The sequence below is a fragment of the Neisseria sp. P0020.S005 genome, from assembly GCF_051957055.1.
GTDB lineage: Bacteria > Pseudomonadota > Gammaproteobacteria > Burkholderiales > Neisseriaceae > Neisseria > Neisseria subflava_A.
This window is the reverse complement of sequence record NZ_JBQCWV010000001.1, coordinates 167629-193160: the sequence shown is the minus strand read 5'-3', so window position 1 is coordinate 193160 and position 25532 is coordinate 167629. Positions and strand designations below refer to the sequence as shown.

The following is a 25532-nucleotide window of genomic DNA, read 5'->3' as shown; positions in this document are numbered from 1 at the left end:
TTTCGCTCTTCATCACAATATTTCCTGAACAAAGTCATCGGCTTGAGTTTCAACTCAAGTCGAGACCTTTGCAAAATTCCCATGAAGACATTTAGGGGATTTGGGGAATTTTGCAAAGGTCTCACAAAGTTCCTACAGAACTAAAATGTAAAGGGCAACCTGCACTCGCATCTATCAACGTGAAGGCTACTTTGTTTTCAGCCTGTCTGAAACGATCAAAAAACAGTATGATTTGTCTGTTTTATGTTTGGAGGAGTCATCCATGATCGCAGCTACCATCACGATCCAAGACCAAAATCTCGCCGGCAAAGTATTGCATGAGCTGTTTTTAAAATTTAGAACCAAGCACATCAGCGCAGCGGAGCTGATTGCCGAACGCGTGCGGCAGGAAGTTGACGCCTACAACAACCGCGCCGCCGATGTCCTGCTACGCCACAGCCTCGTTATCCCCACCGATCGCGGCAACATCGTGATTCGGGAAGCGCACGGCAAAAAAGGCACGCACCCACAACCTGTGGACGTGGAAAAGCAAATCGCCGTCGCTTTGAAAGCTTTTGAGCAAAATTCGTTTTTCATCCTTGCCGACAATCGCCAACTGGAAACGCTGGACGATATGGTGTGCCTGCATGACGGGCTGGTCGTCAATTTCATCAAACTCACGCCGCTAGTAGGCGGATAAGCAGCCTGAAAACCGCCGCGCAACGCTACCTCACCTTTGTAGAAGATGCCCCATACAGCCTGAATAGTGCGGACAAGAAAACCCTTACCGATGTTATCCACCTTTGCAGCGAAATAACCAACACATTGATACGCAAGGACAGTCCTATGAGCCAAAACCAAACCGTGCAGATTTCCGACAGCCACCGTGCCAAGTTCAATCAGCTTCTCAACACACTGGAAAAAGAATGGCTCCAAAGCCGTTCACACGAATACGACACGATAAACCTGAAGCTCTGCCCTAGTTTTGCCGAAGTGGAGAAAGCCGCACCCGGATACCGCGTCGATTTGCTGATCCACTGCATTGATTTGATACGCGGCTGGGGACGGAATAAAATTTTTAAAAACAAAGGCGAGGACAGGATACACAATTACGGCACCATCCGTGTAGCAGTAGCGATGGCTCTGGCGCGTAAAACGTTGCCGATGACGGAGCAGGATGTGCAGCGTATTTTTGCCGCCATGCTTGACGATAACGGGCTGTCCAAGCGGGAGGCAGATTACTATCCACTCAAATATCTGATAAACCAAATCAAAAAACAGTTTCCAAATCCGAGCGAAACGCTTTCAGACGGCCTGAAAAACGCCTGCGACCGTTACCGCGTCTTTGCGGAAAACCTATGGGACAAGAAAGCCGCTACCGCCAACCTTGCCGCCCTGGCAGAACTGGCAGGCGGTTCCGCCGAAGCCTGCTTCCCCGCCCAAGACGACGAGTTTGCCCGATACGCCAATCCGCAACTTGCCGTGCTGCCACCGGAACAGCAGGACATATGGAGCAAAATCATTGCGCTTGCCCTATCCGCCAATGCAGGCAAGCCAAGCGAAAAATACCTGAAAGAATCCAAAACGCTGATCGATGCGTTGGGTGCGGACAGGTTCAAAAAAATGCTGCACGGCTGGATAGAATTTGTCCGCGGCAGCGAAGTGCAGATCGAAACCGTTACGCACGGAACATACAGCTACGATACCCATGTCCTGCCCATTTGCAGCATCAACCAAACCGTGCTCAAAGGGCTGGTGTGGATGTGCAGCCATTTCCACGACAGCGCCACCCTGTCCGCCCTTACCCAACTTGCTCTGCATTCATACGACAAAATCCCCAATCTCGGGGCGCGCTATGCTTCCGTGGGCAACGCCTGTTTCTACGCGCTGTTCCGCTCCAAAGGGCTGGACGGCATCGCCTGCCTCTCACGCCTGCGCCTGCGGATTAAGTTCAGCAACGCGCAGAACGCGATTGCCAACTATCTGGACGAAGCCGCCGCACAGCGGGGTGTATCCCGCAACGAAATCGAAGATATGGCGGTGGATGATTTCGGCTTGCAGGAAGGCTGCTGCGACTACGGCTTCGGCGGCTACACTTGCCGTCTGGCGGTTACGGGCGTAGGAAAATCCGAACTGCGCTGGTTCAAACCCGACGGTTCGCCGCAGAAAACCATGCCCGCCTTCGTGAAAACCGACTACGCCGACAAACTGAAAAAGATTAAAGCCGCACAAAAAAACCTCAACACCACGCTCACCACGCAACGCGACCGCTTGGACCAAATGATGCGCTCCGAACACCACGTACCGCTGGAACACGCCGAACAGTATTACTGGCAACACGGGCTGATGTCCTGCCTCACACGCCCGCTAATATGGCAATTTTTCCGCGACGAAAACGACACACAGGGTCACGCTGCACTGTGGTTGGACGGAACATGGGTGGACGAAACGGGAGCGCAAACCGATGTTTCAAACTGCCTGCAAGTCTGCTTGTGGCATCCCGCGCTTGCCACTCAGCAAAGCATCGCCCGGTGGCGCAAACTGCTGCAGGACAAAGAAATCCGCCAGCCGCTGAAACAGGCATACCGTGAAATCTATCTGCTCACCGAAGCCGAAATCAACACCAAAACATACAGCAACCGTTTTGCCGCCCACATCCTGAAACAACACCAATACATGACGCTTGCCAAAGGACGCGGCTGGAGGGGCTCGCTGGCCGGTGCGTGGGACGGTAGCGACGACGCAACCGTATCGTTGGATTTGCCCGAATACAACCTACGCGCCCAATTTTGGGCAAACGCGGTGGACAGCGAAGAAGCATGGACTGAAAGCTATATCTGGCAGTATGTCAGTACCGACCAAGTGCGCTTTCACCGGTTGGACGACGATTACCATGCCACCGCGCTGGACTTAATTGATATTCCGCCGCGCGTGTTTTCCGAAGTGTTGCGCGACGTGGATTTGTTTGTGGGCGTGGCCAGCGTAGGTAATGACCCAACCTGGGAAGACAACGGTGGAGAGGCGCGTTTTTACAGCTACTGGCAAAGCTATTCCTTCGGTGACTTGGGCGAAGTCGCCAAAACCCGCAAAGCCGTGCTGGAAACCCTACTGCCGCGCCTGAAAATCGCCAAGGTTGCCCACATAGACGGCAATTTCCTCGTCGTGCAGGGCAAGCTGCGCACCTACAAAATCCACATCGGCAGCAGCAACATCCTAATGCTGCCGGACGACCAATACCTCTGCATCGTACCCGACAGCCGCAAAAAAGACGCATCCGACAAGCTGTTTATTCCGTTTGAAGGCGACAACACGCTCTCGGTCATCCTCTCCAAAGCCATGCTGCTGGCGGAAGACGACAAGATTACCGACAGCACGATTACCTCGCAGATTCAGCGGTAAATTGGGATAGCCTGAAAAACGCAAATGCCTCCATCCTTGCGGTTTCAGGCTGTTTGGGAACACAAGACGCGTAGGCAGCACATGTCCTCCCTACGGAAAGAACACAATACATATTTGTACCATAACTATATTACTTTTCATCTGATTTAGATAACCGATAACATCATGAAACCTGCTTTTTGCCTCCCAATATTGCTTTTACTTTCAGCCTGCCGTCCTGAAGCTGAGACAGCCGACACGGCTGCACCAACGGCGCGTAAGCCTTCTTATTACGAGTCTGAAAAGCGTCAAACTGCAGTCACTCCAGTTAAAACACAAGTTCCTGCGTTATCTGCAATCAAAAGCCAAGCCGATTTTGACTTACTTTCGCGTATCTATGAGCAAGGTAGTGAATATGAAATTCCTCATATCCTTTTCCTCATCGATCGTGAAGACGATAACCGTACTGACTATATCAATACTCCCAAATTCCGGCTGCATGAGCATTATCTGGCTACTATCTCGAAACCCATGCTGTCAAAAACTGAATTGAATCAACAATACCGTAGTCCTAATCGGCGTTATCTGTTTGGTACGATCAGTTGGCAGAATAGTACTCAGGAATATGTTTATGAGTTTTGGGAAGGAGACAAAATCACGCCTGAATTGTTGAGATTGGCGGCAGGCCGTCTGAAAGACAGTTTCTACGCTCCGTTGCGTTATAAAACCAATTCTTTATGGCAGGAAACCGTTGCCGAACAAAGCAAAGTTCCTTTTATTACCCAAGAAAGTTTGATTAAAAATTTCCCCTACCTGCCTCTAAACCAAGGCAAAGCGATAGGAACATTACGCGTTATTGCCAAAGAAGATGATCTTTATAATGTCGGTGCCAACGATATTATTATTTTGAAAGAGGTTCCCCTAGAGCTGCCACCTGTGGCGGGGATTATCAGTGAGAAACCATCCACCGCATTGTCCCATGTGAATGTACTGGTACGCGGTTGGGGTATTCCCAATATTTACCTTAAAGACGCAGAAAAAATTCTAGCCCCATATATTGGTCGTCATATCGAATTTGAAGCGACTGCTAAACAATACCGAATTGTCCAAACCAACCGAAACACTACCAGCAAAAGCTTTTCAGACGGCCTTACCCTGCCCCAACCTGATGTTTCCGATTACAGCCTTCGGGCTTTGGCAAACCTGCGCCGTGATGACAGTCGTTACTGCGGCAGTAAGGCTGCCAACCTCGGCCATATCCGCGCCCATATTAAAGGTAGTAATGTACCTGACGGATTCTGTATTCCGTTTGCCTACTATCAAGCCATGATGGATAGGCTGGGTATTAACGCGACAACACTGGCACAAATCGAAACACAAAGTGATGGAGACAACCGCAAGCGCCGCACTGCCTTACTCTCACTGCAGAAAAAAATTACCGATGCCGAAATCCCGTCAGAATGGAAACACAGATGGGCTGAACAATGGCGCAATCAATTAAACAGCAAAGGCGTGTTTGTCCGCAGCTCCTCTAATTCCGAAGACCTACCCAATTTCAGCGGCGCAGGGCTGTACACCACCGTGCCAAATGTTATCGATGAAAACGCGTTAGCCAAAGCAGTGAAGCAATCTTGGGCTTCCGTTTTCAATTACAGCGCATATGAAGCCCGCCGTATTGCCGGATTGCCTCACGATAGCGTGACAATGAGTGTCTTTGTGCAACAAAGCATCAATGCAGATCTCTCCGGCGTATTGGTTACCATCAATCCCTATGATGCCGCTCAGAAAAATAGCGACTACATTGCCGCCAAACGCGGGTTGGGTATTCGTGTCGTTGAGGGCAAACGGGTAGCCGAACAGGTAGTCTATAACCGTCGCAATGATTCTGTACAACGTCTCAGCTCCTCTAATGAAACCACAGCGCTGCAACTGGATAAAAACGGTGGAGTACGGGAGGTGCCTGTACCCAGTGGTAACGTGATGAATCAAGAACAAATACGTCGCCTTGACCAAACCGGCCAACAAATCAAACAGCTATTTGCCAATGGCGAGCAGGATATCGAATGGGCGTTTGACAATGGTAAGCTTGTTATCCTCCAAGCACGACCGTATCTAAACGGCACACGTTAAAGTAAAAGGCCGTCTGAAATTATCGTTTCAGACGGCCTTTGCATCATGAATTAGTTATACCCTATACTTCCCGATCTCCAAGGAACTATGATGTCAAAACAGCTCACTTTTTATTTTATTCGCCATGGCCGTACCCAATGGAACGAACAAGGGCTTTTGCAGGGATCCGGCAATTCACCACTGACCGAACAAGGGATTGCAGGAGCTCTAAAAACCGGCGTAGCGCTACAACAAGTAGAATTTACCGCTGCTTATTCCAGCATTTTACAACGTGCCATTGATACGGCTGGCCATATTATCGGCCAGCGTCCCATCCCTCTTTTTCAGCACTGTGGACTAAATGAGCAATCATTTGGAAGTTGGGAAAGTATGCAGTTCGCTGACTTGCGGAAGCTTACCGAATTCAAACAACTGACCAATGACCCGGCAGCTTATAAAGCATTAAGCAATGGTGGCGAAACCTTTGAACAATTAGCAGTACGTGCAATGGCCGCCCTTTACGATATCATTAAAGTACATCAATCGGGAGCCAATATTTTAGTGGTATCGCATGGCCACACCTTGCGGCTTTTATTATCCTTACTAGGCGGAGCGACTTGGGAAAACCATCGTGATGAGGGTAAATCCGTGTCATTGTTGAATACTTCGATCAGTATTGTGAAATACGATAGTGAAAGCGGTTTTCATATTGAGCAGCTTAACGATGTAGCTCATTTACAATGATCACAATCTATTACCTAATTCACACATCGACACACTGTTAGCTCAAGCCCCAATACGCTCGTTTTAAATCTACTCATTATTTTTTATTTTAAATCTCAACTAAAACAAGGTCTTTTCTGTATTAATGTCTCTACCGTAAATTCTAAAAAACCGTTTGAACTTAAAGATTCAAACGGTTTTTTAGTATCAACTTATTTATATTCATACTTTTAAATACGGTTAAATTTTAAAATTTAATCCTCCTTCAAATCCCTGCTTACCCTATAAAGATCTGCCAGTATTTAAACCGGCTTTGCCGTTTTCCCACAAAGTTTTCAGCAATACTTTCCACGCCGACAATTTAGGATTGGGCTGTTTGCCTTGTCCGATTAAGTCCATTTGCGTCATATACCAGTTCATTTCCAACATTGCACCTGCTTTTTTATCAATGAATGCTACGCCTGTTTTGATGCGGTCGGTTTGCACCGTTTGGTAGGTGCCGTTTTGCATTTGGTTCGCTAAATCAGGGAATAAAGCAAACGGACGAGCGACACCGACTAAATCCAAATGGCCACTGGATAAGGCATCTTCCATTGCGCTTTGTGAACGGAATCCGCCGGTAATAATCAGCGGAGCTTGGCTGACTGCTCGGGCTTTTTCGGCGTAATCGATGAAGAAGGCTTCGCGTTTGAGGGTGCTGTCTTTGGCGGCGAGCATTTGCGGGCTTTCGTAGTTGCCACCGGAAACTTCAATAAAATCAATGCCCATTTCTGACAGTTTTTGCACCACCTGCACCGATTCGCTTTCGTCAAAACCGCCTTTTTGGAAGTCCGCCGAATTGAGTTTTACGCCTACCAAGAAATCTTTACCCACGGCGGCGCGGATGGCGGTGTAGGTTTCCAAAAGGAAGCGCATACGGTTTTCCAAACTGCCGCCCCATTGGTCTTGGCGGCGGTTGTGGTGCGGTGAGAGGAATTGGCTGATGAGATAGCCGTGCGCGGCGTGAATCTGTATGCCTGAAAATCCTGCCTGTTCGGCAATTTTCGCGGTTTGTACGAATTGCTGAATCAGCCCGTTGATTTCATCGGCAGTCAATTCGCGCGGCGGGTTGATAAAGCCGTCCATGCCCACTAACGGCACGGCGCTCGGCGCAAGCGGCGTTTTATTGACCACCGCAGGCGACTGTTTGCCCGCATGGTTGATTTGCATAATGAGCAGCGTGTCATTCTGCGTGCCTGCTTTCGCCCATTTTTTCAGCATCTCAAGGCTGCGGCCGTCTGAAATCACCACATCGTTTATCGAGCCTTTGCCGCTTTCGGCGACCATCACATTGCCCGTAACCAAAACGCCTGCACCGCCTTTTGCCCAAGTGTCGTATAGGCGGACAAGTTTTTCAGACGGTTGGTCGTTTTGGGCAAGTTGTTCTTCCATGGCTGATTTGAAAATACGGTTTTTAGCAGTCTTTCCGTTTGGAAAAGTAAATGGGATAAATAACATAATTCTTTCCTTTTGAGTTTATAAGTTTAAAAATGTAAACGTATTTGGGTAAAAATAAAGGGTTAACGGATAACCCTATTTTGAAAGCGGGCAATTTTGAGCCATCAAATCGGCAAGCTGTTTCAACCTCGCCACCGCATCCACCATGGCAATACTGTAAAACCGCTCTTTGCCGACCTGCTCCACCGCCACCGCCCCGGCTTGCAGCATGATTTTCAAGTGATGCGACACCGCAGGGCGCGACAGATGCAGATGCTCGGTCAGCTCATTCACATTCATCTTGCCGTGTTCCCACAGAACGCGCAGGATTTGATGGCGGTTTTCATCGCTCAACACGGTAAAGATGGGAATGCACTCGCGCATTAAATTCATGGTTTGGTGTGGCATATTCGGTTTCTTGAGTTTATACGTTTAAAAACTTAAACGCATTTTAAAGGGAAAGATGGAGAATGTCAAAGGGGATTTTCAGAAGATGGTTTTAGCGTACAAATCACCGCTTTTCATCAATCATTATCTCAGTCTACAAGCCGTTTCAGACGATCTTTTCGTAATAAAGAGCGGTCAAATTTTTAAGTATTTTGCAAATCATCTTAAAAACTTGACCACTTGCATCATTATCAAGACCGCAGCCGTCTGAAACATTGATAGACCGGTTACTGATGTCCGCTTTCTGCTATTTTTGTCCATTTTGCCAATGTCTGCTTCATCTGTGCCTGAGGGATGAAGCGGGCCATCCGTTCTACTTCCTTGCCTTGATAAAACAGCAGCCATGCAGGTGCGGTCAGTACGTGGAAACGTCCAGCCATTTCGGGTATTTCAGCAATATCGGCTTTTACAGCATACACATTTCCTTCCACCGCCAAAGCTGAGTCAAGCTGGGCTGCCACGACCGTACAAACACCGCAGATTGGGGCTTTGATGTACAGTGATACTAAAGGGTGTGTGGCGATGGCCTGTTCGATGTCTTTCAAAGTGTGCAGTTGTTGCATGCCATGTACTCCTTTGAGCGATTAAGCCCTTTTCTAGTTGTCCAGAAAAGGGGCTTTTAACGAAATGAAAACAAGAAAACGTTTTGAGTCGTCTAGATTTTTTCCACAACCACTTTTGCCCGCGCTTTCAGGCTGTTCAACACTGGCGAGGTGGCGGCGGAGCGGTCGGCGAAATTTTGCAGGGTAGGAAGGTCGGCGTCGGCTTTTACTTTTACGGTTAGCACCAAATTATCCAGTCCGCCGTAGCCATCTTCCATGCCGAACAGTTTGGCCATGTCGATACCGCCGCTTGCGGATATTTCAAACTGTTCCAGTTTCACGCCTGCTTGTGCTGCTTGCAACTCGAAACCTATGGAGCAGCAGCCTGCAGCAGCGCTGATCAGGTATTCCACCGGATTTGGGGCGGCGTTTTCACCGCCCATGTTTTTCGGTTCGTCTGTGGTAAAGGCAGGGAAGCGGCGCACGGAGATTTCGTTCTTCGTGCCGGATACCCAGCGCGAATCGGCGCGTAATGCTGCCTTGCCTTTTGCATGGTCGTTTTCAACCGCTGCCATGGTAGTTCGGAAACGTTCGATATCTAACCCGTTAATCATGTTTTGTCCTTTCATATGATGAATTGCAGATGGTTTTTCGCTACACTTACACGCCCATTTTCCACGCGGAGATGCGTTTCAAATTATCCACCGTGTCGTGATTGACGATGGCGGCGAACGTGCCGTCCAGTTTGGCAATTTCGGCTTTGTCTTCATTACTAAGCGCAAAATCAAAGACGTTCAAGTTTTCCGCCATGCGTTCGGGTTTGGTGGATTTTGCCAATACAATGATGCCACGCTCCACCAGCCAGCAGGTAATCACCTGAGCCACGGATTTGCCATATTTCGTGCCGATTTTGCTTAACACGGGATTGTGGAAAATATCGTTTTTGCCTTCAGCAAACGGCGCTCATGCTTCCACGGCGATGCCTTCAGCCTGCAAAGCGGAAACGGCTTCGTTTTTTTGTTGGAACGAATTGATTTCAATCTGATTAGCATACGGCATCACTTTATTAAACAGCCCCAAATCCACCGCGCGCACGGACGAAAATTTTGAAGTTTTTAAAGTTTGAAAAATGCTTGGGAATTTGACCGCACTTTTTATGTAGAGATAAGGAAAAGGTCGTCTGAAAAACTAAATCCGTTTTCATACGACCTTTTAACAATAAGAGCATGGACGTTTACGCTATCAGTAATAGACTATAATCTACTTTTGGTAAATATTTTTATACATTATAGTTAATCCAATTATTAAAATCTAATATTATAATATTCGCATTATATACAATATCTATATTAGGTATTGGAGAGATTATAGGTGTAAACCAATTTTCAACATTTTGATTACTACACTGATCTTTTAATCCATCAATGAAATTCTCATATGATATCGATGAATACATTAATCTACAGTAACCATCTTTATCTCCTAATGATGACAAATTAGATGCCTCAGTGACAGCTGTACCAATCCATACTTTTTCATTAATTCCAACACCTTTTCGTCCTGTTTTAATGACTAAATCGTACCCTGTGGACATTCCTATTCCAGCCCGAATAGGATCAATCCCTCTTTTCGTTAACATCTTATTAAACATCTTGATAAATGTGTTTGCATAGAAGGTTTTATTGGCACAATTTAGAATATCTTTTTGAAAAGGCGTATTATAAATTGCATAAACACAATCTCCACGAATACCTATCTCAAGCATGAATCCATCATCATCTCTCAGTATTTCAATCAGTTCAGAAATAAATGCTCTGATTACTTTTGCGGTTTCCTCTTGATTCTTGCTTGTAAATAATCTACTTGAATCTCGAATATCTATAAAAATACTGGTTAACCACGTCCTGTATCCATTTTCAAAAGTAAAATTACCATCAGATGGCAATTTTTCCTTTTCTTCTATAATCATATTATTATCTAGAATGCTTTCTACTCGGTTCTTTCCTTGTATATAGTCATACTTTGGCATTATCAACTCCTATTTCTAAAAAATGTAAAGCCACGAAACCAATAAAAAAATAATGCTTATACCACTCATTTTCACTCCCTTGTTATAGTTTTTGAATTTTTGTTCACAAATCTTGGAGTTGATATATATTTGTGAAACTAAATCTTCAATATATTTATTCAAATTAGTCACTTTAAGACACTTCATATAGGCTTGCTGGTTCTTGTGTGATGCAATATGCCCAAAGAAAATATTAGATTTTCTATCTTCGTTATTGATTGTTTTTGCCATCAAAGCCTGGCTTAGAAAGTAAAGTCCAATTATGAAAAATACTGCTGACACCAAAAATACAATTAACACGACATTATCTGTTATATTTCTAGGGTTTGCACATAAGACACTCTTTATAGCTTCTTTTGTGGGCGTTTTTAAAGTAGATAGAATGGTTAGAATTGCACCAAAAAATGAGAACCAAAATGACACTTTTGTATCACAATTTGAAATAAATCCAATAATCCTATCAAGAGTCAAATGCAATTTATCCGTATCGTTCGATAATCTCCATTGTTGCTTATACATTGTTTTACCTTTATCTGTTAAATTTACTCAATTATTTGGGGAATGCGATGATAATTCAATAGTTACTACAAAAATAATTTTCTCAATAGAATAAATTTCGTATCAATGCCCCTGTGGTAGCGGTGGAAGCCGCGTTGTACCCGAAATTAAAGCCGATTTTGAACCAATACCCGAAGAGATGATTGCCGTGTCGATTTCTGAGCCGCTCAAAATGGCGTTGGTCGCCTTACCCAATTATTTGGCGCAACACGGTTCACCAAAAAATATTGATGATCTGCAACAGCACCGCCTTATCGGCATAAAACTCTCCGCTGAACACGGCACGGAGATGCAGTGGGAATTCAAATACAAAAAAGAGCTGATTACGTTCACGCCAAAATCGCAGTTTTCCATCAACAATCATCTGCGTCTGCAAGCCGTTTCAGACGGCCTTGGCATTGCGTGGATAGCACATATGAGCGTAGCGGATGCACTCAATTCGGGGCACCTGGTCGAGCTGTTGCCTGAATACGCAATCACTTACGAACCGTTTTACCTCTATTACCCCAGCCGCCGCGGGCATTCCAATGTATTTAAATTGATTGTGGATGCGTTAAAAGTAAAAGCCGTCTGAAATTTCAGACGGCTTTTTTCATAACAAAGAGAGGCCAAATTTTCCAGTATTTTTACAAATTCTCTTTAAAAGATGACCGCTTATCAATCTAGCCTCACAGTCTCTCCGTCTTCCGGAACGTTCACACGGCTTTCAATGCCTTGACCGCGTATAAATTTACGCATATCGGCGCGGCTGACGGCGGTATGATTCACGGTATCCATGTGTACGGTGATGATTTTGGCTTTAGGCATGACTTGGCTGGCTTTTAATACATCAGCCGTCCCCATAATAATGCCGTCTGAAATGCCTGAAATCAGCGCGTAGCCCGTGTTCATAATCAGATAATCGGGTTTGTAGCGGTTCAATGCTTTGTTTACATCTGCCGTCCACACAGTATCACCCATAATATAAGCGGTTTTATGTCCGCTGCTTTGGAATACCACACCCATTGCATCGCCTAAGATTTCGGCTAGCTGAGGGTTGGCATACATGGCTTCTGTACCGTGTACGCCGCCGGTTTTGCTGATGGTTACGCCGTTGAAGACGGCGCTGCCGTTCAACACGCGTACATCAGTAAAGCCTTGGCTGCGGATTTTTGCCGCGTCGGCTTGGTGCTGCACATATACGGGCAGGTTTTTCGGAATGGAACGTGCGGCGGTTTCGTCCCAATGGTCTTCGTGAGTATGGGTAACGATAACTGCATCCACACCGTCCAAAATTTTATTCACACTCATCGGCAGCCCGACCAGCGGCATTTTGGCTTGGTTATTGAACGTGCCGGCAAAGCCGTTCATGGAATGCTTGGGGGCGAAAAAAGGGTCAATCAAAAACGTCTGTCCTGCATATTCGACTTTGGCAGTAGCGTTACGGATATGTTGGTATGAATCGTCTGCCCAAGCGGAAAAGGCTGTCGCGCCCAAAACAGTGGCAAGAATAAATTGCTTGAATTTCATGATGTTGCTCCTTAAAAAATCATGAAGCGTATTTTAAGCAGCAGGTACATCGGCTAAAATAGGCAATATTGCCAATAAACGTAAGGATAGTGCCAAAATGTCGTCTGAAAACGAGCATAACGAGTTTCGCCAAAATCAAGCTGTCCCCAAAATCGTGCTATATGCTCAATCGGGCATGAATGATTTTGTCTTCAACATTCCCTTTTCTATTTTTCAGACGACCTATCGGGACAATCCGCTCTTTGACCTGAAAATCTGTTCCGATGACAGCAAAGACGCCATCACGGCACTGGGCGCAAGCATTCCCATTCACGGCGGCCTAGATTTGACGGAAGAAGCCGACATCATCGTCATCGCAGGCTGGCGCAACATTGAAGAAACCCCGACGCCGGAACTGGCTGAGAATTTACAGCGGGCAGCGAAACGTGGTGCACATATTGTCGCCCTATGCTACGGCTCTTACGCCCTTGCCTACACAGAACTTTTAGACGGCAGAACCGCCGCGACTCACTGGCTTGCCGAAGACGACTTTGTCCGCCGTTTCCCTAAAATTCATCTGGATACCAACCGCCTATATGCGGAAGACGGCAACTTTTTAACATCGGCAGGTGCGGCGGGCGGGCTGGATTGCTGTCTGTACCTCATCCGCAAAATCCACGGTGCAACCGTTGCCAACGACCTTGCCCGTACCTTGGTTGCGGCACCACACCGCGAAGGCGGGCAGGCGCAGTTTATCCACCGACCTATCGAACGTCGTACCGCCGATGACAAAATCAATCACTTATTGGACGAACTGCGCCAAAACCTTGCAACCCCATACCGCTTGGACGATTTGGCAAAAAAATTAGCCGTTTCCCGTCGTACCTTTATCCGCCATTTTTCTCAAGCCACAGGCATGAATTTCGGTGAGTGGCTCACAACAGAGCGGCTATGGCAGGCGCAGGATTTATTGGAAAATACGGATTTGCCGATAGAACGCATCGCCGAACAAAGCGGCTTCGGCAGCGCGGCAAACCTACGTTTGCAGTTCAAAGCCAAGTTTAAAATCAATCCGAATGCCTGGCGGAAAGTATTTGGCAGATAGCTCGCGTTAGTCAATCCAAAATACTTGAGTGCGGGCTGCTTTGGAGGTCGTCTGAAAACCCAAAAAGCAGCCTGCACTTTTCAGACGGCCTTTTTTCTTTTTCAAAGAGTAGAGAAATTTCAAAGAGTTTTTATAAATCATCTTCAAAATCCAAACGCTTGTTCTATCCTAATCATTTATATTCAAAGATGACAAGCTCAATCTCATCCTCGCCAATATAGATTGCAACTTTTATATGGACACAAAAGGCCGTCTGAAAGTTGAGTTTCAGACGGCCTTTGTGTAATGTGAGCTTTCCTACCATTTTGCATTGCATCGATGAATCATACTTCCTCTACGATGTAAATTATGTAAACACTGTGTTGATGGTTTATCATAGCTAAGCCTGCACCTAGCAATCATACATATCGCAATATGTATAAAATCAAAAACCAATAAGAGAAAAAATGAATAAACAACAACTTGCAGCCAAAATTTGGCAATCTGCGAATAAAATGCGTTCCAAAATTGAAGCGAACGAGTACAAAGACTACATCTTAGGCTTTATTTTTTACAAATTTCTTTCTGATAAATTAGAAAAATTTGCCCTTGAACAAGGCTTAGAAAGATCAAATTTTGCCGATGAGCTTACCGAATCTAACGGCGAGCTTGTCAACCATATCAAAAGAAACCTCGGCTATTTCATCAGCTACGAACATCTGTTTTCAACTTGGTTAGCCCAAGGCTCGGATTTCAATATTGCCAACGTACGCACAGCAATGAGCGCTTTCAGCCGCAATATTGCAGAAAACTACATCTCAGTTTTTGACGGCATTTTCAAAACCTTAGAATCCGGTTTGAGCAAATTGGGCGATACCGCCACCAACCAAACCAATGCGGTGAAAGACCTTTTCGTGCTGATTGCCGATATTCCGATGGACGGTAAACAAGGCTATGACGTATTGGGCTTTATTTATGAATACCTGATTAGTATGTTTGCTGCCAACGCAGGCAAAAAAGCGGGCGAATTTTATACGCCGCACGAAGTATCTTTGCTAATGTCGGAGATCATTGCCGACCATCTCAAAGACCGTGAAGAAATCAGCATTTACGACCCGACCAGCGGATCAGGTTCATTACTGATCAACATCGGCCATAGCGTCGCCAAACATCTCAAAAGCGCCGACAGCATCAAATATTACGCCCAAGAATTAAAAGAAAACACCTACAACCTCACGCGCATGAATCTGGTCATGCGTGGCATTTTGCCGAGCAATATTTTCACCCGCAATGCCGATACATTAGAAGACGACTGGCCGCTGGAAGGCGATCCGCTGTATCTGGATGCCGTAGTGTCGAATCCGCCCTATTCCCAGCCGTGGAATCCCAAAGACAAAGAAGGCGACATCCGCTACAAACGCTTTGGCGTCGCCCCGCAGGCAAAAGCCGATTTTGCCTTTCTATTGCACGACCTCTTCCACTTAAAACCTGACGGCATCATGACCATCGTCTTGCCGCATGGCGTGCTTTTTAGGGGCGGGGAAGAAGAGAAAATCCGAAAAAATCTGATTGAATACAATCATATCGATGCCATTATCGGTCTGCCTGCCAATATCTTTTTTGGTACGGGCATTCCCACCATCATCATCGTTTTGCGCCAAGAGCGCGAACGTAACGACATATTGATGATTGACGCCTCCAAGCATTTCATCAAAGTGGGCAAAAACAACCATTTACAGGCAAGCGACATCAAGCGCATTGTCGATTGTGTGACCCATCGCCGAGAATTGCCTAAATTCTCCCGCATTGTGCCGAAAGCCGAAATTGTGGCAAACGGCTACAACCTCAACATTCCGCGCTATGTCGATTCCGCCGAACCGACGGAGCAATGGGATATTTTCTCCACCATACACGGCGGCATTCCCAAAGCAGAGCTGGCACAATTCGCAGACTACTGGGCAGCCTTTGACGGTTTACAGACGGCCTTATTTACCGATAACGGCACACCTTATGTGCAGCCGAAAACCGACAATCTCAAAGCCGCCATGCAAAGCCACGCCAGCGTGCTGAATTACCAAGCGCAATTTGCCCAAAACTTTGCCGATTTCACTGCCAGCTTGGAAACTCTGCTGATTGAGCCGATGGAAACACTCAATATTTCCCAAACCCAGCAACAACTTGCCGAACTCATTCGGGAAAAAGTGCAGGCCATGCCCTTATTGGATTTCTATACCGCCTATCAAAAACTCGATGACTTATGGCGCGCCGATGTAGCAGGCATTGCTGCCGATTTGGAGATGATCCAAACCGAAGGCAAACGAGCAATTAAGCAGGTTGATCCATTTATGGTGCTGAAAAAAGACAGCAAAACCAAAAAAGAAGCCGAAGTACAAACGGCTGGGTGGGGCATATTCTGCCGTTTGAATTGGTGCAGGCCGTCAAACTGCCGCAGGAATTGGCAAACCTAAAAGCCAAAGAAACCCGCTTGGCGGAAATCGCCGCCGAAATGCAAAGCATTTTGGAAAACCTGAGCGAAGAAGAAAAAGCCTGCCCTGCCGTCAATGATGAAGGCGACGGTTTTATCAACGCCGAAATTCCCAAAGCCTTGCAACAAGAATTGGAAGCCGACGGCGTAGCGATTGCCAAAAAAGCCGACTTAAGCAAAGCCATCGACAAACACACTTTTGCCGAAGAAAGCCTAGGCGCAAAATTGCAGGCTGCCTATAAGCTGCTTGCCGAAGAAAAAACGCTCAAGGCGGAACTCAAAACCCAATCCGCCGAGCTTCACAGCAAAACCAAAGCCACCATTGAAGCCCTGGATGATGCCGAAGCCCTCGATTTGCTCCGCCAAAAATGGTTTGTTCCGCTCAATGCGGCGATGTGCAGGCTGCCTGAAAACATGCTGGCGCAATTCAGCCAAAAACTGACCGCACTTTGCGACAAATATGCCGACACCTATCAGCACATCAGCGAGCGTAAACAAGAAAGCGCCGCCGCACTGGCGCAAATGATGGACGAACTCACCGGCAGCGAGTTTGACTTACAGGGCATTGCCGCATGGCAGGCGATTTTGAAAGGCTAAGGGGGCAAAATGAATAAGCAACAAGAGCCACGTTTGCGGTTTAAGGGTTTTACAGGGGAATGGAAGACGGAAGGTTTTGAAAGCGTTGGAGAGTTTAATCCTAAAGCAGAAATTCCCCAAATTTTCCAGTATGTTGATTTAGAATCTGTTGTTGGTACTCAACTAATTTCATATAGAGAAGAATTTAAGGAAACAGCACCTTCAAGAGCACAAAGATTAGCTAAAAATGGGGATTTATTTTTTCAAGCTGTTCGTCCTTATCAAAAAAACAATTATCTATTTGAGAAAAATAATGAAAATTTTGTATTTTCAACTGGATATATTCAAATTCGTCCACAAAATGATGGTTATTTTTTATTAACGTTGGTGCAGAAAGAAGAATTTGTTCAAGAAGTTCTATTACGTTGCACGGGGACAAGTTACCCAGCAATTAATACGAGTAGTCTACAAAATATAGCAATCTTAATTCCTCAAACTGTTGAAGAACAAACCCATCTCGGTTTGTTTTTCCGTCGCTTAGACAGCCAAATTGCCGAGAGCCGTGCGGTGTTGGAAAAAAGCCGTCAGCTTAAAAAGGCAATGCTGGCAAAAATGTTCCCCGCAAACGGTGAAAAAATACCGGAAATCCGCTTTAAAGGGTTTGATGAGGAGTGGGAATATAGGAAGTTGGGGGAGGTTGCTAGTTCTTATTCAGGAGGAACGCCTAGCGTTGGAAATTCTAAATTTTATGGTGGTAATATTCCTTTTATTCGTTCAGGTGAAATTCATAGCTCAAAAACTGAACTGTTTTTAACTCAAGAAGGTTTAGAAAGCTCATCTGCAAAATTGGTAAAGCAAGGTGATATTCTATATGCGTTGTATGGTGCAACAAGTGGAGAAGTTGAACGAAGTAAAATTAATGGTGCAATCAATCAAGCAATTTTAGCTATCATTCCAAATGAAAATTACGATGCAGAATTTATTTCACAATGGCTAAAAAATAATAAAGAAAATATTGTTAATTTATATCTTCAAGGTGGCCAAGGGAATTTATCAGGTGAAATTGTAAAAAAAATTGAAATATCATTCCCAACAAAAAAAGAACAAACCGCCATCGGTAATTTCTTCCGCCAATTAGATGAAACCATTGCCTTACAGTCGGCAGAGGTCGAAAAATTAAACCAACTCAAAAAAGGGCTGTTGGCGACGATGTTGGTATAGGGCGGCGTTCCTGTCCATGATTGAGGCCGTCTGAAAAAAGGCGTAAGCCCCTTACGGAGAAAAAGAATGTTTAATAAAGAAGCTGATTTTGAAAACGCACTGATTGCCTTGCTGGCCACCAAAAGCTGGGAAAAGGAAGTGTTGCGCTATCCCACCGAAGAAAAGTTGATTGCCAACTGGCAGGATCATTTGAATAAAACCAACCAACATATCGACAAGCTCGATGTACCGTTGATTCGTTCGGAAATGAATCAGATTTTAGAGCAAGTGCAGGCATTGAAAACGCCTTATGCTTTAAACGGTTTTATCAATGGCAAAACGGTGGCCATCAAGCGTGAAAATGAGGCAAGCCGTCATTTCGGCAAGGAAGTGTCGCTGGATATTTTCGACCGTGAGGAAATTTCTGCCGGCAAAAGCCGCTATCAAATTGCCCAGCAGCCCCAATTTACTCCTCGTTCGGATTTATACCCTAAGCAGCGAGGCGATTTGATGCTGTTAATCAACGGCATGCCGATGTTTCATATTGAGTTGAAACGCTCTGGCGTACCCATCAGCCAAGCGACCTATCAAATTGAGCGATACCATAAGGCAGGCGCGTTTTCGGGCATTTTTAGCCTGGTGCAGGTGTTTGTGGCGATGACGCCGGAAGAATGCCGCTATTTTGCCAATACCGGCGGTCAATTAAATCCTGCGTTTTATTTCCGTTGGGCGGATTTCAATAATGTGTATATGAACGATTGGGATAAGGTGGCGACGCATTTCCTCTCGATTCCGATGGCGCACCAGTTTATCGGCGATTACACCATTGCCGATGCGAAAGACGAGCAGCTGAAAGTGTTGCGCAGCTATCAGTATTATGCGGTCAACAAAATTGCCGACACGGTGGCAAAGACAGATTGGACTTCAGGCAATCAGCGCGGCGGCTATATTTGGCATACCACAGGATCGGGCAAAACGATGTCGAGTTTTAAATCGGCGCAGTTAATCAGCCGTCGCAAAGATGCGGATAAGGTGATTTTCTTGCTCGACCGTATTGAGCTAGGCAAGCAATCTCTGGAGGAATATCAGAATTTTGCCGATAGTAAAGATGATGTGCAGGCAACGGAAAACACCGCCATTTTGCTCGCCAAGCTAAAAAGCAAACAAGACCGCGACCGCTTAATCGTTACCTCAATTCAAAAAATGAGTAATATCAAGGCGGAAGAAGGAGTCAATGAGGCTGACATCGAGCAAATCAGTGGTAAACGTTTGGTGTTTATCATTGATGAAGCCCACCGCACCACTTTTGGCGATATGTTGCTCACCATTAAGCACACCTTCCCCAATGCGATTTTCTTTGGCTTTACCGGCACACCGATTGAAGAAGAAAACGCTAAGAAAAATTCAACCACTGCCACGGTTTTCGGCAATGAATTGCACCGCTATTCGATTGCAGACGGCATTCGTGATGAAAATGTGCTGGGCTTTCATCCCTTCCATATCCGCACCTTTAAAGACAGCGATTTACGCAGAACTATCGCTTTGCAAGAAGCCAAAGCAGCAGATGAAAGCGAAGTATTTGCCGATGACCAAAAGAAAAAAATCTACAATCAATTTATGAATAATGTGCCGATGGCGGGAGAATATACTTCAGACGGCAAATATCAAAAAGGCATTGAAGATTATATACCCAATGTGCAATATCAAACGCCGGAACATGTGAATGCAGTGATCGACGACATGCTGGAAAATTGGCCACGCCTCAGCCAAGGCAAAAAATATCATGCCATTTTTGCCACCAGCTCTATTCCCGAAGCGGTCAATTATTATCGCTTAATTAAAGCCAAAATTGCTGAGAAAATCAGAATTGCTGAGGAAGTCGGAAATTCTGAGGAAGCTAAAAAATCCTTGCCGAAACTGACCGCCCTTTTCGATCCGAATATTCTTAACGATGGGCAAGGCAACGATAAGGAAAAATGGATTGCCGAAATTTTGGAAGGTTACAACACCCAGTTCCACACAAATTTCGGCTACGCCACTTATTCCCGATTTAAAACAGATTTGTCGGATAGGTTGTCGCATATCAATGCGTATAAGAGAATCAAGCCCGACGAGCAGCTGGATTTGTTGATTGTGGTCGATCAGATGCTGACAGGCTTCGACAGCAAATGGCTCAATACGCTCTATTTAGACAAAATTTTGGATTACGCCAACTTGATTCAGGCGTTTTCCCGCACTAACCGCGTATGCGACAAAACGGATAAGCCTTTTGGTTTAATCCGCTATTACCGCAAGCCGCATACGATGCAACGCAATATTGAGCGAGCCGTAAAACTTTATTCGGGCGACCGTCCTATGGGGCTGTTTGTCGATAATTTAGATAAAGTTATCGACAAAATGAATGTCTGCTTTGCCGATATTGCCGATATTTTCAAATGGGCAGGATTAGAGGATTTTTCAAAAAACCCTGATGATACAACCTCATGCGCAAAGTTTGTCAAACTATTCAATCAGCTCAATGAGCACTTACAAGCTGCTCGGCTCTTGGGCTTTTCTTGGGAAAAATTAAGCTATGATGTGGTACAGGAAGACGACAGCGTAATCACTGCCACACTTAATTTTGATCAAGAAACCTACGATAAACTGCTGGCTCGTTATAAAGATTTGTTTAAAGAAAGTTCAGGCAATGGTGGCGGTAGCGATGATGTTCCATTTGATTTGCGTTCGCACATCAACGAAATCGAAACCGATAAAATTGATCAAAATTATATGAATGCCCGTTTTGAAAAATGGCTTAAAACCATCGGCGGCATAGAAGAAGCTGCTGCACTTGAGGAGCTACACCACTCTTTTGCTACGCTTTCTAAAGAAGATCAAAAATTTGCTGAGTTGTTTTTACACGATGTGCAATCCGGCGATATCAAGCTTGATCCAAATTTAGCCTTAAGTGATTACATCACCACGTACAAACAAAAAGATGCCAATGATAAGGTGCTAAAAGTAATTAAAGGTTTAGGGCTGGATGGAGATTTGCTACGTGCACTGTTGGCAAGAAAATATACCAGTGAAAATTTGGACTTAGGCAGACTAAATGACCTAAAAGCAACAGTCGATAGGGAAAAAGCCAAAGTTTATTTTAACGAAGAACGTATATTTTATTTAAATATACGGATTGATGAATTTCTAAGAGAACTAATTACAAGATAGTTATTACCTATTGAAAGATACTAAATAATCATCAAGTTAGCATATCCCTACCTGAACATTAGCCCCCTTACTGACCCAACTACAAAGGCTGAGCCAAATCGTTTTCCGTGTTGTAGCTGATAAAATCCTGCTCATGAGGGAAATGGACAACTCGCGCGCGCTGTTGCTGTAGCCAGCCGCGGATGCTGCGCATTCCTGAATAAAGGTATGGCACGGTGCTTTGCAGGATTTGCGGCCGGATAAACATCACGCTGTAATGCGGTCTGGCAGGGGTCTCTACATAAAACGCATTGCACAATGGCGTGCGCCGAGCGATGGTTTCAAATTGGGATACCAAATTTTCCGGCAAACGCGGCATATCGCAAGATACGATGAGCAACCAGTCGGCAGTGGCAATTTGTAAATCGTTGGCGGCAGTACACAAAGCGGCTAAAGGGCCATAATGCTGCCATTGGCGCGCATCAGAGAAAACATGCGCGCTGCGTTGGGCGTAAGACTCAAGGTTGCGGTTGGCACTGATGGCGATATGGCTGACTTGGGGGCGGATTTTTTCGATAACATGATCTATCAAGGCTTTGTTGTGCCATTGCACCAACCCCTTATCGACACCTCCCATCCGGCTTCCCTGCCCGCCGGCCAATATCAGTGCGAAAATTTTCATTTTGGTAGTCCTTTGCGAAGCAGAGTATGGAGTGTGGTTCAAGATGTTGTGTTTATTGGATAAGTTTCAAGGTTTCAGGCCGTCTGAAACCTTATTTTCATGATTTAATTCACTTGAGATGAATTTTATCATAACATGATTTTACATTAAACCCCTGTTTTTTCTTATCATAACCACACAATTATTTTAGACAGGTTGTTTATAGGCCGAAAGAATGATATTTTTATAAGATTATCGGATTAGTTCCCCTGCGTGCTTTATGCGTTTATTCTCCGGATCTTCAGACGGCCTGAGCCTGTCTTCGCGTTTAAAACTGCTGACTTTTTTATGGGTCAGTTCGGCATTTTTGTCGATTGTCTTTACCCTTCTGCTTTCTTGGCGTTTGGAAAACGCGGCTAAAACGATTGAAGATGCAGGCAGTTTGAAAATGCAGGTGTATCGTTTGGCTTATATGGCAAGCGTCCGTACGCCCAATGCGCAAATTGATAACCAAATCAAAGAATTTGAGCGTACGCTGGCCAATGTGACGCAAAGTGATGCCATTCATCCGCTGATTCCGTCTCAAACGCCGTTGGCTTACGACTTGATTCAATCGATGCTGTTGATTGATTGGGAATCCAACATCAAGCCGTCTTTGCAACATTACGAGCGTCCAACCCAAATCGGCCTGTACCGTTTTGCCGGCAACATCGAGCTGTTTTTACAGGCGATGGAAAATGCCAACGAGCAAAATACCTTGTGGCTGCGCCGCTTTCAAATGGCCATGATGCTGATGATTGTTGTGGCTGCTGGTTTGATGATTGTTTGGCATTACTCATGGATTATCCGCCCCTTGGAAAAACTGCGCGATGGCGTAGAAACCATCAGTAAAGGGCATTTCGGCGTTCAAATCGAGACAGACCAGATCCGTGAGTTTGCCCAAGTAAGCAAGGGCTTTAACCAAATGAGCCGCCGTCTGCATACGCTTTATACAGACTTGGAAGGACAAGTTGCCAAACAAACCCAAGACTTGGCGCGGCAAAACCGTGATTTGACCCTGCTCTACCAAACCACGCGCAATCTGCACCAAACCTTTACGCCGCAACAGGCCGCAGAAGAATTTTTGGCTCAGATTCTGCCGGCGTTTTCCGCTTTGGGCGGTACGGTATATCTTTCCGATGAAGAACGCAAACGCTCTGACTTGGCGGCAAGTGTCGGTGAAACCGAAGAGGGAAATCGTGTAGAATTCCCAATCGTTTACCAAGACGAACAGCTCGGTGTATTGGCCCTGTATTTTTCAGACGGCCATATGCCTGATGAGCAAGACGAAAAACTGCTGCATACCTTAAGCGGACAGCTGGGCATTTCCATCGCCAACAACCGCATGGAACAAGAGCGCCGCCTGCTTGCAGTCTTGCAGGAGCGTAACTTGATTGCGCAAGGTTTGCATGACAGCATCGCACAAGCTTTGACCTTTTTGAATTTGCAGGTACAAATGCTGGAAAGCGCGTTTGCTTCAGACCAACGCGAGCAGGCAGAAGAAAATATCGGCTTTATCAAAGATGGCGTGCAGGAATGCTACGAGGACGTACGCGAACTTTTGATGAATTTCCGCACCAAAATCAGTAATAAAGATTTTCCTGAAGCGGTAGAATCGCTGCTGGCGCGTTTTGAACGACAAACCGGTATTCCAGTTGATTTAAAATGGCAGGACGACGGGCAGGCTTTGAATTATGATGAGCATTTGCAGATCATCTTCATTTTGCAGGAAAGCCTGTCCAATATCCGGAAGCACGCGCGTGCGCAACATGTCAGCGTCGAAATTGCCAACCACGGCGATTTTGTCATGACAATTCGGGACGACGGCGCAGGCTTTAATAAAGAACACCTATCAAACCGGCCTTCAGGCGAACATGTCGGCTTGGGCATTATGCAGGAACGTGCCCAACGGATTAACGCACAATTGGCCATTACATCGCAGATTGGGCAAGGTACGGCAGTGATGCTGACTTTGCCGCAACAAATGAGAACAGCATCATGACGATTAAAATTACCCTTATTGACGACCACACCCTGTTTCGCAGCGGCATCAAAGCCCTGCTCTCCCGCCAGCCCGATTTTGAAGTCGTCGGCGAAGCTTCAGACGGCCTGGCCGGCGTAAAAATGGTCGAACAGCTCAAGCCTGACGTAGTTTTGCTGGACTTGGATATGCCGGTCATGAACGGCCGCGAAGCACTGGCTCAAATTCTGAACATCAATCCGCAGCTGACAGTCATCATGCTGACTGTTTCCGAAGATAGCGACGACTTGACCGAATGTATGCGTATGGGTGCAAAAGGCTTTTTGCTGAAAAACATCAACGCCGACTTCCTGTTGGAAAGCATTCGCAAAGCCGTCGATGGCGACAATGTCTTCTCTCCGGAAATGACCAGCCGCTTGGTGCAATCGCTGATTTCTCCTTCTCCTTCCCGCTCCGACCACCTGCTGGCGCAACTGACCCCGCGCGAAATGGAAATCTTGGGCTACCTTGCCGCCGGACACAGCAATAAAATCATTGCCCGCCATTTAAACTTGGCTGAATCTACCGTCAAAGTGCATGTTCAAAACCTGTTGCGCAAGCTGAATCTAAGCAGCCGCGTTCAAGCTGCGGTTTATGCGGTGCAACACAAAGTACCGCAACCGGTATTGTCTTAATCAGGCCGTCTGAAACCTTCTTTTTAAAAGGTTTCAGGAAAAGCGTTTATTCGCTATAATCACGCCGATTTATATGCAGGGTTGTCTGATTCTTTCAGACGGCCTTTTTATTTGATTTCTCACTGATTTAAAACAACATGTCCGAAAACATTCCAGAAAATACACCCGAAAATACCGTTCCTGAAGAACACAAACGCAGCATCCGCAGTTTCGTCTTGCGCCAAGGCCATATGACCGCGGCCCAACAGCGCGCCATCGATACGATGTGGCCGCAATTTGGTGTGGACTTCCAAGAAGCTCCTTTGGATTTGAACCGTGCATTTGGACGGGACAATCCTAAAGTATTGGAAATCGGTTTCGGTATGGGCGTCGCGACAGTGGAAATTGCCAAACGTCTGCCCGATACCGACTTTTTAGCAATTGATGTTCACGGCCCGGGCGTCGGTAATATCTTGAAGCTGATTGAGGAAGAACACATTTCAAATATCCGCGTGATGCGTCATGATGCAGTGGAAGTAGTAGAAAAGATGCTGGAAGACGGTTCTTTAGACGGCATTCATATTTTCTTCCCTGACCCTTGGCACAAAAAGCGCCATAACAAACGCCGCTTGGTACAAGTGCCATTTGTTGAAAAGCTGTTGCCCAAACTCAAAAGCGGCGGCTATGTCCATATGGCGACCGACTGGGAAGAATACGCCGTGCAAATGCTGGAAATTTTGAGCAGTTTCGACGCTTTGCAAAACACGGCTGCCGATTACGCCCCTACGCCCGACTATCGTCCTGAAACCAAATTTGAAGCCCGAGGCAAACGATTGGGTCATGGCGTTTGGGACTTGGTGTTCCGTAAGAAATAAAGCCGAACATAAAACACAAGGCCG

24 protein-coding genes are annotated in these 25532 nt (G+C 45.9%); 13 read left to right on the top strand and 11 right to left on the bottom strand.

Translation table 11 applies throughout. From position 1 onward, the window contains the following. Window positions 1-262 precede the first annotated feature (262 nt). From ACTHTU_RS00920 to ACTHTU_RS00905, 4 genes are all read left to right on the top strand, one after another. Window positions 263-679, top strand: coding sequence for a hypothetical protein (locus ACTHTU_RS00920; protein WP_440361469.1), 417 nt, complete (start codon window positions 263-265; stop codon window positions 677-679). Window positions 680-825: 146 nt separating this feature from the next. Then, window positions 826-3378 carry a DUF4132 domain-containing protein gene (locus ACTHTU_RS00915; RefSeq protein WP_440361468.1) on the top strand — a complete coding sequence of 851 codons (2553 nt, stop codon included), beginning with the start codon at window positions 826-828 and terminating at the stop codon, window positions 3376-3378. A gap of 165 nt (window positions 3379-3543) precedes the next feature. After that, entirely contained in the window at window positions 3544-5487 is a 1944-nt protein-coding gene (locus ACTHTU_RS00910; protein ID WP_440361467.1) for a PEP/pyruvate-binding domain-containing protein, read from the top strand. 90 nt (window positions 5488-5577) lie between these two features. Then, on the top strand, window positions 5578-6210 hold the full coding sequence (locus tag ACTHTU_RS00905; protein WP_440361466.1) for a histidine phosphatase family protein: 633 nt from the start codon (window positions 5578-5580) through the stop codon (window positions 6208-6210). 261 nt (window positions 6211-6471) lie between these two features. On the opposite strand, the gene ACTHTU_RS00900 is transcribed toward ACTHTU_RS00905, so the two are convergent. The 8 genes from ACTHTU_RS00900 to ACTHTU_RS00865 form a co-directional block, all read right to left on the bottom strand. Then, the gene (locus ACTHTU_RS00900; RefSeq protein ID WP_440361465.1) at window positions 6472-7686 is read right to left on the bottom strand and encodes an NADH:flavin oxidoreductase/NADH oxidase family protein; all 1215 of its coding nucleotides are present in this window, start codon (window positions 7684-7686) and stop codon (window positions 6472-6474) included. Window positions 7687-7761: 75 nt separating this feature from the next. Continuing rightward, complete coding sequence (locus ACTHTU_RS00895; protein WP_440361464.1) at window positions 7762-8073, bottom strand: ArsR/SmtB family transcription factor; 312 nt, start codon at window positions 8071-8073, stop codon at window positions 7762-7764. Window positions 8074-8339: 266 nt separating this feature from the next. After that, window positions 8340-8675: a thioredoxin family protein gene (locus tag ACTHTU_RS00890; RefSeq protein WP_007241657.1), complete on the bottom strand. Its 336-nt coding sequence runs from the start codon at window positions 8673-8675 to the stop codon at window positions 8340-8342. A 92-nt stretch (window positions 8676-8767) separates the two neighbouring features. Beyond that, entirely contained in the window at window positions 8768-9268 is a 501-nt protein-coding gene (locus tag ACTHTU_RS00885; RefSeq protein ID WP_440361463.1) for an OsmC family protein, read from the bottom strand. Window positions 9269-9314: 46 nt separating this feature from the next. Next, window positions 9315-9575, bottom strand: a complete 261-nt coding sequence (locus ACTHTU_RS00880) for an aldo/keto reductase (protein WP_440361462.1) — start codon at window positions 9573-9575, stop codon at window positions 9315-9317. A 42-nt stretch (window positions 9576-9617) separates the two neighbouring features. Beyond that, window positions 9618-9749, bottom strand: coding sequence for a hypothetical protein (locus ACTHTU_RS00875; RefSeq protein ID WP_440361461.1), 132 nt, complete (start codon window positions 9747-9749; stop codon window positions 9618-9620). 184 nt (window positions 9750-9933) lie between these two features. After that, entirely contained in the window at window positions 9934-10683 is a 750-nt protein-coding gene (locus ACTHTU_RS00870) for an adenylate/guanylate cyclase domain-containing protein (RefSeq protein ID WP_440361460.1), read from the bottom strand. Between the two features lie 15 nt (window positions 10684-10698). After that, window positions 10699-11241, bottom strand: coding sequence for a Pycsar system effector family protein (locus tag ACTHTU_RS00865; protein WP_440361459.1), 543 nt, complete (start codon window positions 11239-11241; stop codon window positions 10699-10701). Between the two features lie 178 nt (window positions 11242-11419). Here ACTHTU_RS00865 and ACTHTU_RS00860 point away from each other — a divergent pair, with 178 nt between their 5' ends. Beyond that, entirely contained in the window at window positions 11420-11854 is a 435-nt protein-coding gene (locus ACTHTU_RS00860) for a LysR substrate-binding domain-containing protein (protein WP_440361458.1), read from the top strand. 83 nt (window positions 11855-11937) lie between these two features. Here ACTHTU_RS00860 and ACTHTU_RS00855 read toward each other — a convergent pair whose 3' ends face one another. Then, a complete protein-coding gene (locus ACTHTU_RS00855; RefSeq protein WP_440361457.1) occupies window positions 11938-12789 on the bottom strand; it encodes an MBL fold metallo-hydrolase in 852 nt (283 codons plus the stop codon). A 97-nt stretch (window positions 12790-12886) separates the two neighbouring features. On the opposite strand from ACTHTU_RS00855, the gene ACTHTU_RS00850 reads away from it, so the two are divergent. Further along, a complete protein-coding gene (locus ACTHTU_RS00850) occupies window positions 12887-13873 on the top strand; it encodes a GlxA family transcriptional regulator (RefSeq protein WP_440361456.1) in 987 nt (328 codons plus the stop codon). 6 nt (window positions 13874-13879) lie between these two features. Here ACTHTU_RS00850 and ACTHTU_RS00845 read toward each other — a convergent pair whose 3' ends face one another. Further along, a complete protein-coding gene (locus ACTHTU_RS00845; protein ID WP_440361455.1) occupies window positions 13880-14014 on the bottom strand; it encodes a hypothetical protein in 135 nt (44 codons plus the stop codon). A 305-nt stretch (window positions 14015-14319) separates the two neighbouring features. Between ACTHTU_RS00845 and ACTHTU_RS00840 the strand changes: the two genes are divergently transcribed. From ACTHTU_RS00840 to ACTHTU_RS00825, 4 genes are all read left to right on the top strand, one after another. Continuing rightward, the gene (locus ACTHTU_RS00840; RefSeq protein ID WP_440361454.1) at window positions 14320-16320 is read left to right on the top strand and encodes a type I restriction-modification system subunit M; all 2001 of its coding nucleotides are present in this window, start codon (window positions 14320-14322) and stop codon (window positions 16318-16320) included. After that, window positions 16254-16934 carry a hypothetical protein gene (locus ACTHTU_RS00835; RefSeq protein ID WP_440361453.1) on the top strand — a complete coding sequence of 227 codons (681 nt, stop codon included), beginning with the start codon at window positions 16254-16256 and terminating at the stop codon, window positions 16932-16934. Before ACTHTU_RS00840 ends, ACTHTU_RS00835 begins: the two co-directional genes overlap by 67 nt. 9 nt (window positions 16935-16943) lie before the next feature. Further along, complete coding sequence (locus ACTHTU_RS00830) at window positions 16944-18134, top strand: restriction endonuclease subunit S (RefSeq protein ID WP_440361452.1); 1191 nt, start codon at window positions 16944-16946, stop codon at window positions 18132-18134. A gap of 66 nt (window positions 18135-18200) precedes the next feature. Further along, a complete protein-coding gene (locus tag ACTHTU_RS00825; protein ID WP_440361451.1) occupies window positions 18201-21320 on the top strand; it encodes a type I restriction endonuclease subunit R in 3120 nt (1039 codons plus the stop codon). A 79-nt stretch (window positions 21321-21399) separates the two neighbouring features. On the opposite strand, the gene mobA is transcribed toward ACTHTU_RS00825, so the two are convergent. Further along, entirely contained in the window at window positions 21400-21981 is a 582-nt protein-coding gene (mobA, locus tag ACTHTU_RS00820; protein WP_049328535.1) for a molybdenum cofactor guanylyltransferase MobA, read from the bottom strand. Window positions 21982-22240: 259 nt separating this feature from the next. Between mobA and ACTHTU_RS00815 the strand changes: the two genes are divergently transcribed. The 3 genes from ACTHTU_RS00815 (at window position 22241) to trmB (ending at window position 25508) form a co-directional block, all read left to right on the top strand. After that, window positions 22241-24001 (top strand): histidine kinase, encoded by a 1761-nt coding sequence (locus ACTHTU_RS00815; RefSeq protein ID WP_440361450.1) that lies wholly within the window; start codon window positions 22241-22243, stop codon window positions 23999-24001. Then, a complete protein-coding gene (locus ACTHTU_RS00810; RefSeq protein ID WP_440361449.1) occupies window positions 23998-24654 on the top strand; it encodes a response regulator in 657 nt (218 codons plus the stop codon). Before ACTHTU_RS00815 ends, ACTHTU_RS00810 begins: the two co-directional genes overlap by 4 nt. A gap of 137 nt (window positions 24655-24791) precedes the next feature. Continuing rightward, window positions 24792-25508, top strand: a complete 717-nt coding sequence (trmB, locus tag ACTHTU_RS00805; RefSeq protein ID WP_440361448.1) for a tRNA (guanosine(46)-N7)-methyltransferase TrmB — start codon at window positions 24792-24794, stop codon at window positions 25506-25508. Window positions 25509-25532 lie beyond the last annotated feature (24 nt).

Bases quoted from the DNA above. Each gene is read 5' to 3' on its own strand.
- ACTHTU_RS00920 (WP_440361469.1), top strand. From the start codon at position 263: ATGATCGCAGCTACCATCACGATCCAAGACCAAAATCTCGCCGGCAAA.
- ACTHTU_RS00915 (WP_440361468.1), top strand. From the start codon at position 826: ATGAGCCAAAACCAAACCGTGCAGATTTCCGACAGCCACCGTGCCAAG.
- ACTHTU_RS00910 (WP_440361467.1), top strand. From the start codon at position 3,544: ATGAAACCTGCTTTTTGCCTCCCAATATTGCTTTTACTTTCAGCCTGC.
- ACTHTU_RS00905 (WP_440361466.1), top strand. From the start codon at position 5,578: ATGTCAAAACAGCTCACTTTTTATTTTATTCGCCATGGCCGTACCCAA.
- ACTHTU_RS00900 (WP_440361465.1), bottom strand. From the start codon at position 7,686: ATGTTATTTATCCCATTTACTTTTCCAAACGGAAAGACTGCTAAAAAC.
- ACTHTU_RS00895 (WP_440361464.1), bottom strand. From the start codon at position 8,073: ATGCCACACCAAACCATGAATTTAATGCGCGAGTGCATTCCCATCTTT.
- ACTHTU_RS00890 (WP_007241657.1), bottom strand. From the start codon at position 8,675: ATGCAACAACTGCACACTTTGAAAGACATCGAACAGGCCATCGCCACA.
- ACTHTU_RS00885 (WP_440361463.1), bottom strand. From the start codon at position 9,268: ATGATTAACGGGTTAGATATCGAACGTTTCCGAACTACCATGGCAGCG.
- ACTHTU_RS00870 (WP_440361460.1), bottom strand. From the start codon at position 10,683: ATGCCAAAGTATGACTATATACAAGGAAAGAACCGAGTAGAAAGCATT.
- ACTHTU_RS00865 (WP_440361459.1), bottom strand. From the start codon at position 11,241: ATGTATAAGCAACAATGGAGATTATCGAACGATACGGATAAATTGCAT.
- ACTHTU_RS00860 (WP_440361458.1), top strand. From the start codon at position 11,420: ATGATTGCCGTGTCGATTTCTGAGCCGCTCAAAATGGCGTTGGTCGCC.
- ACTHTU_RS00855 (WP_440361457.1), bottom strand. From the start codon at position 12,789: ATGAAATTCAAGCAATTTATTCTTGCCACTGTTTTGGGCGCGACAGCC.
- ACTHTU_RS00850 (WP_440361456.1), top strand. From the start codon at position 12,887: ATGTCGTCTGAAAACGAGCATAACGAGTTTCGCCAAAATCAAGCTGTC.
- ACTHTU_RS00845 (WP_440361455.1), bottom strand. From the start codon at position 14,014: ATGATTTATAAAAACTCTTTGAAATTTCTCTACTCTTTGAAAAAGAAA.
- ACTHTU_RS00840 (WP_440361454.1), top strand. From the start codon at position 14,320: ATGAATAAACAACAACTTGCAGCCAAAATTTGGCAATCTGCGAATAAA.
- ACTHTU_RS00830 (WP_440361452.1), top strand. From the start codon at position 16,944: ATGAATAAGCAACAAGAGCCACGTTTGCGGTTTAAGGGTTTTACAGGG.
- ACTHTU_RS00825 (WP_440361451.1), top strand. From the start codon at position 18,201: ATGTTTAATAAAGAAGCTGATTTTGAAAACGCACTGATTGCCTTGCTG.
- mobA (WP_049328535.1), bottom strand. From the start codon at position 21,981: ATGAAAATTTTCGCACTGATATTGGCCGGCGGGCAGGGAAGCCGGATG.
- ACTHTU_RS00815 (WP_440361450.1), top strand. From the start codon at position 22,241: ATGCGTTTATTCTCCGGATCTTCAGACGGCCTGAGCCTGTCTTCGCGT.
- ACTHTU_RS00810 (WP_440361449.1), top strand. From the start codon at position 23,998: ATGACGATTAAAATTACCCTTATTGACGACCACACCCTGTTTCGCAGC.
- trmB (WP_440361448.1), top strand. From the start codon at position 24,792: ATGTCCGAAAACATTCCAGAAAATACACCCGAAAATACCGTTCCTGAA.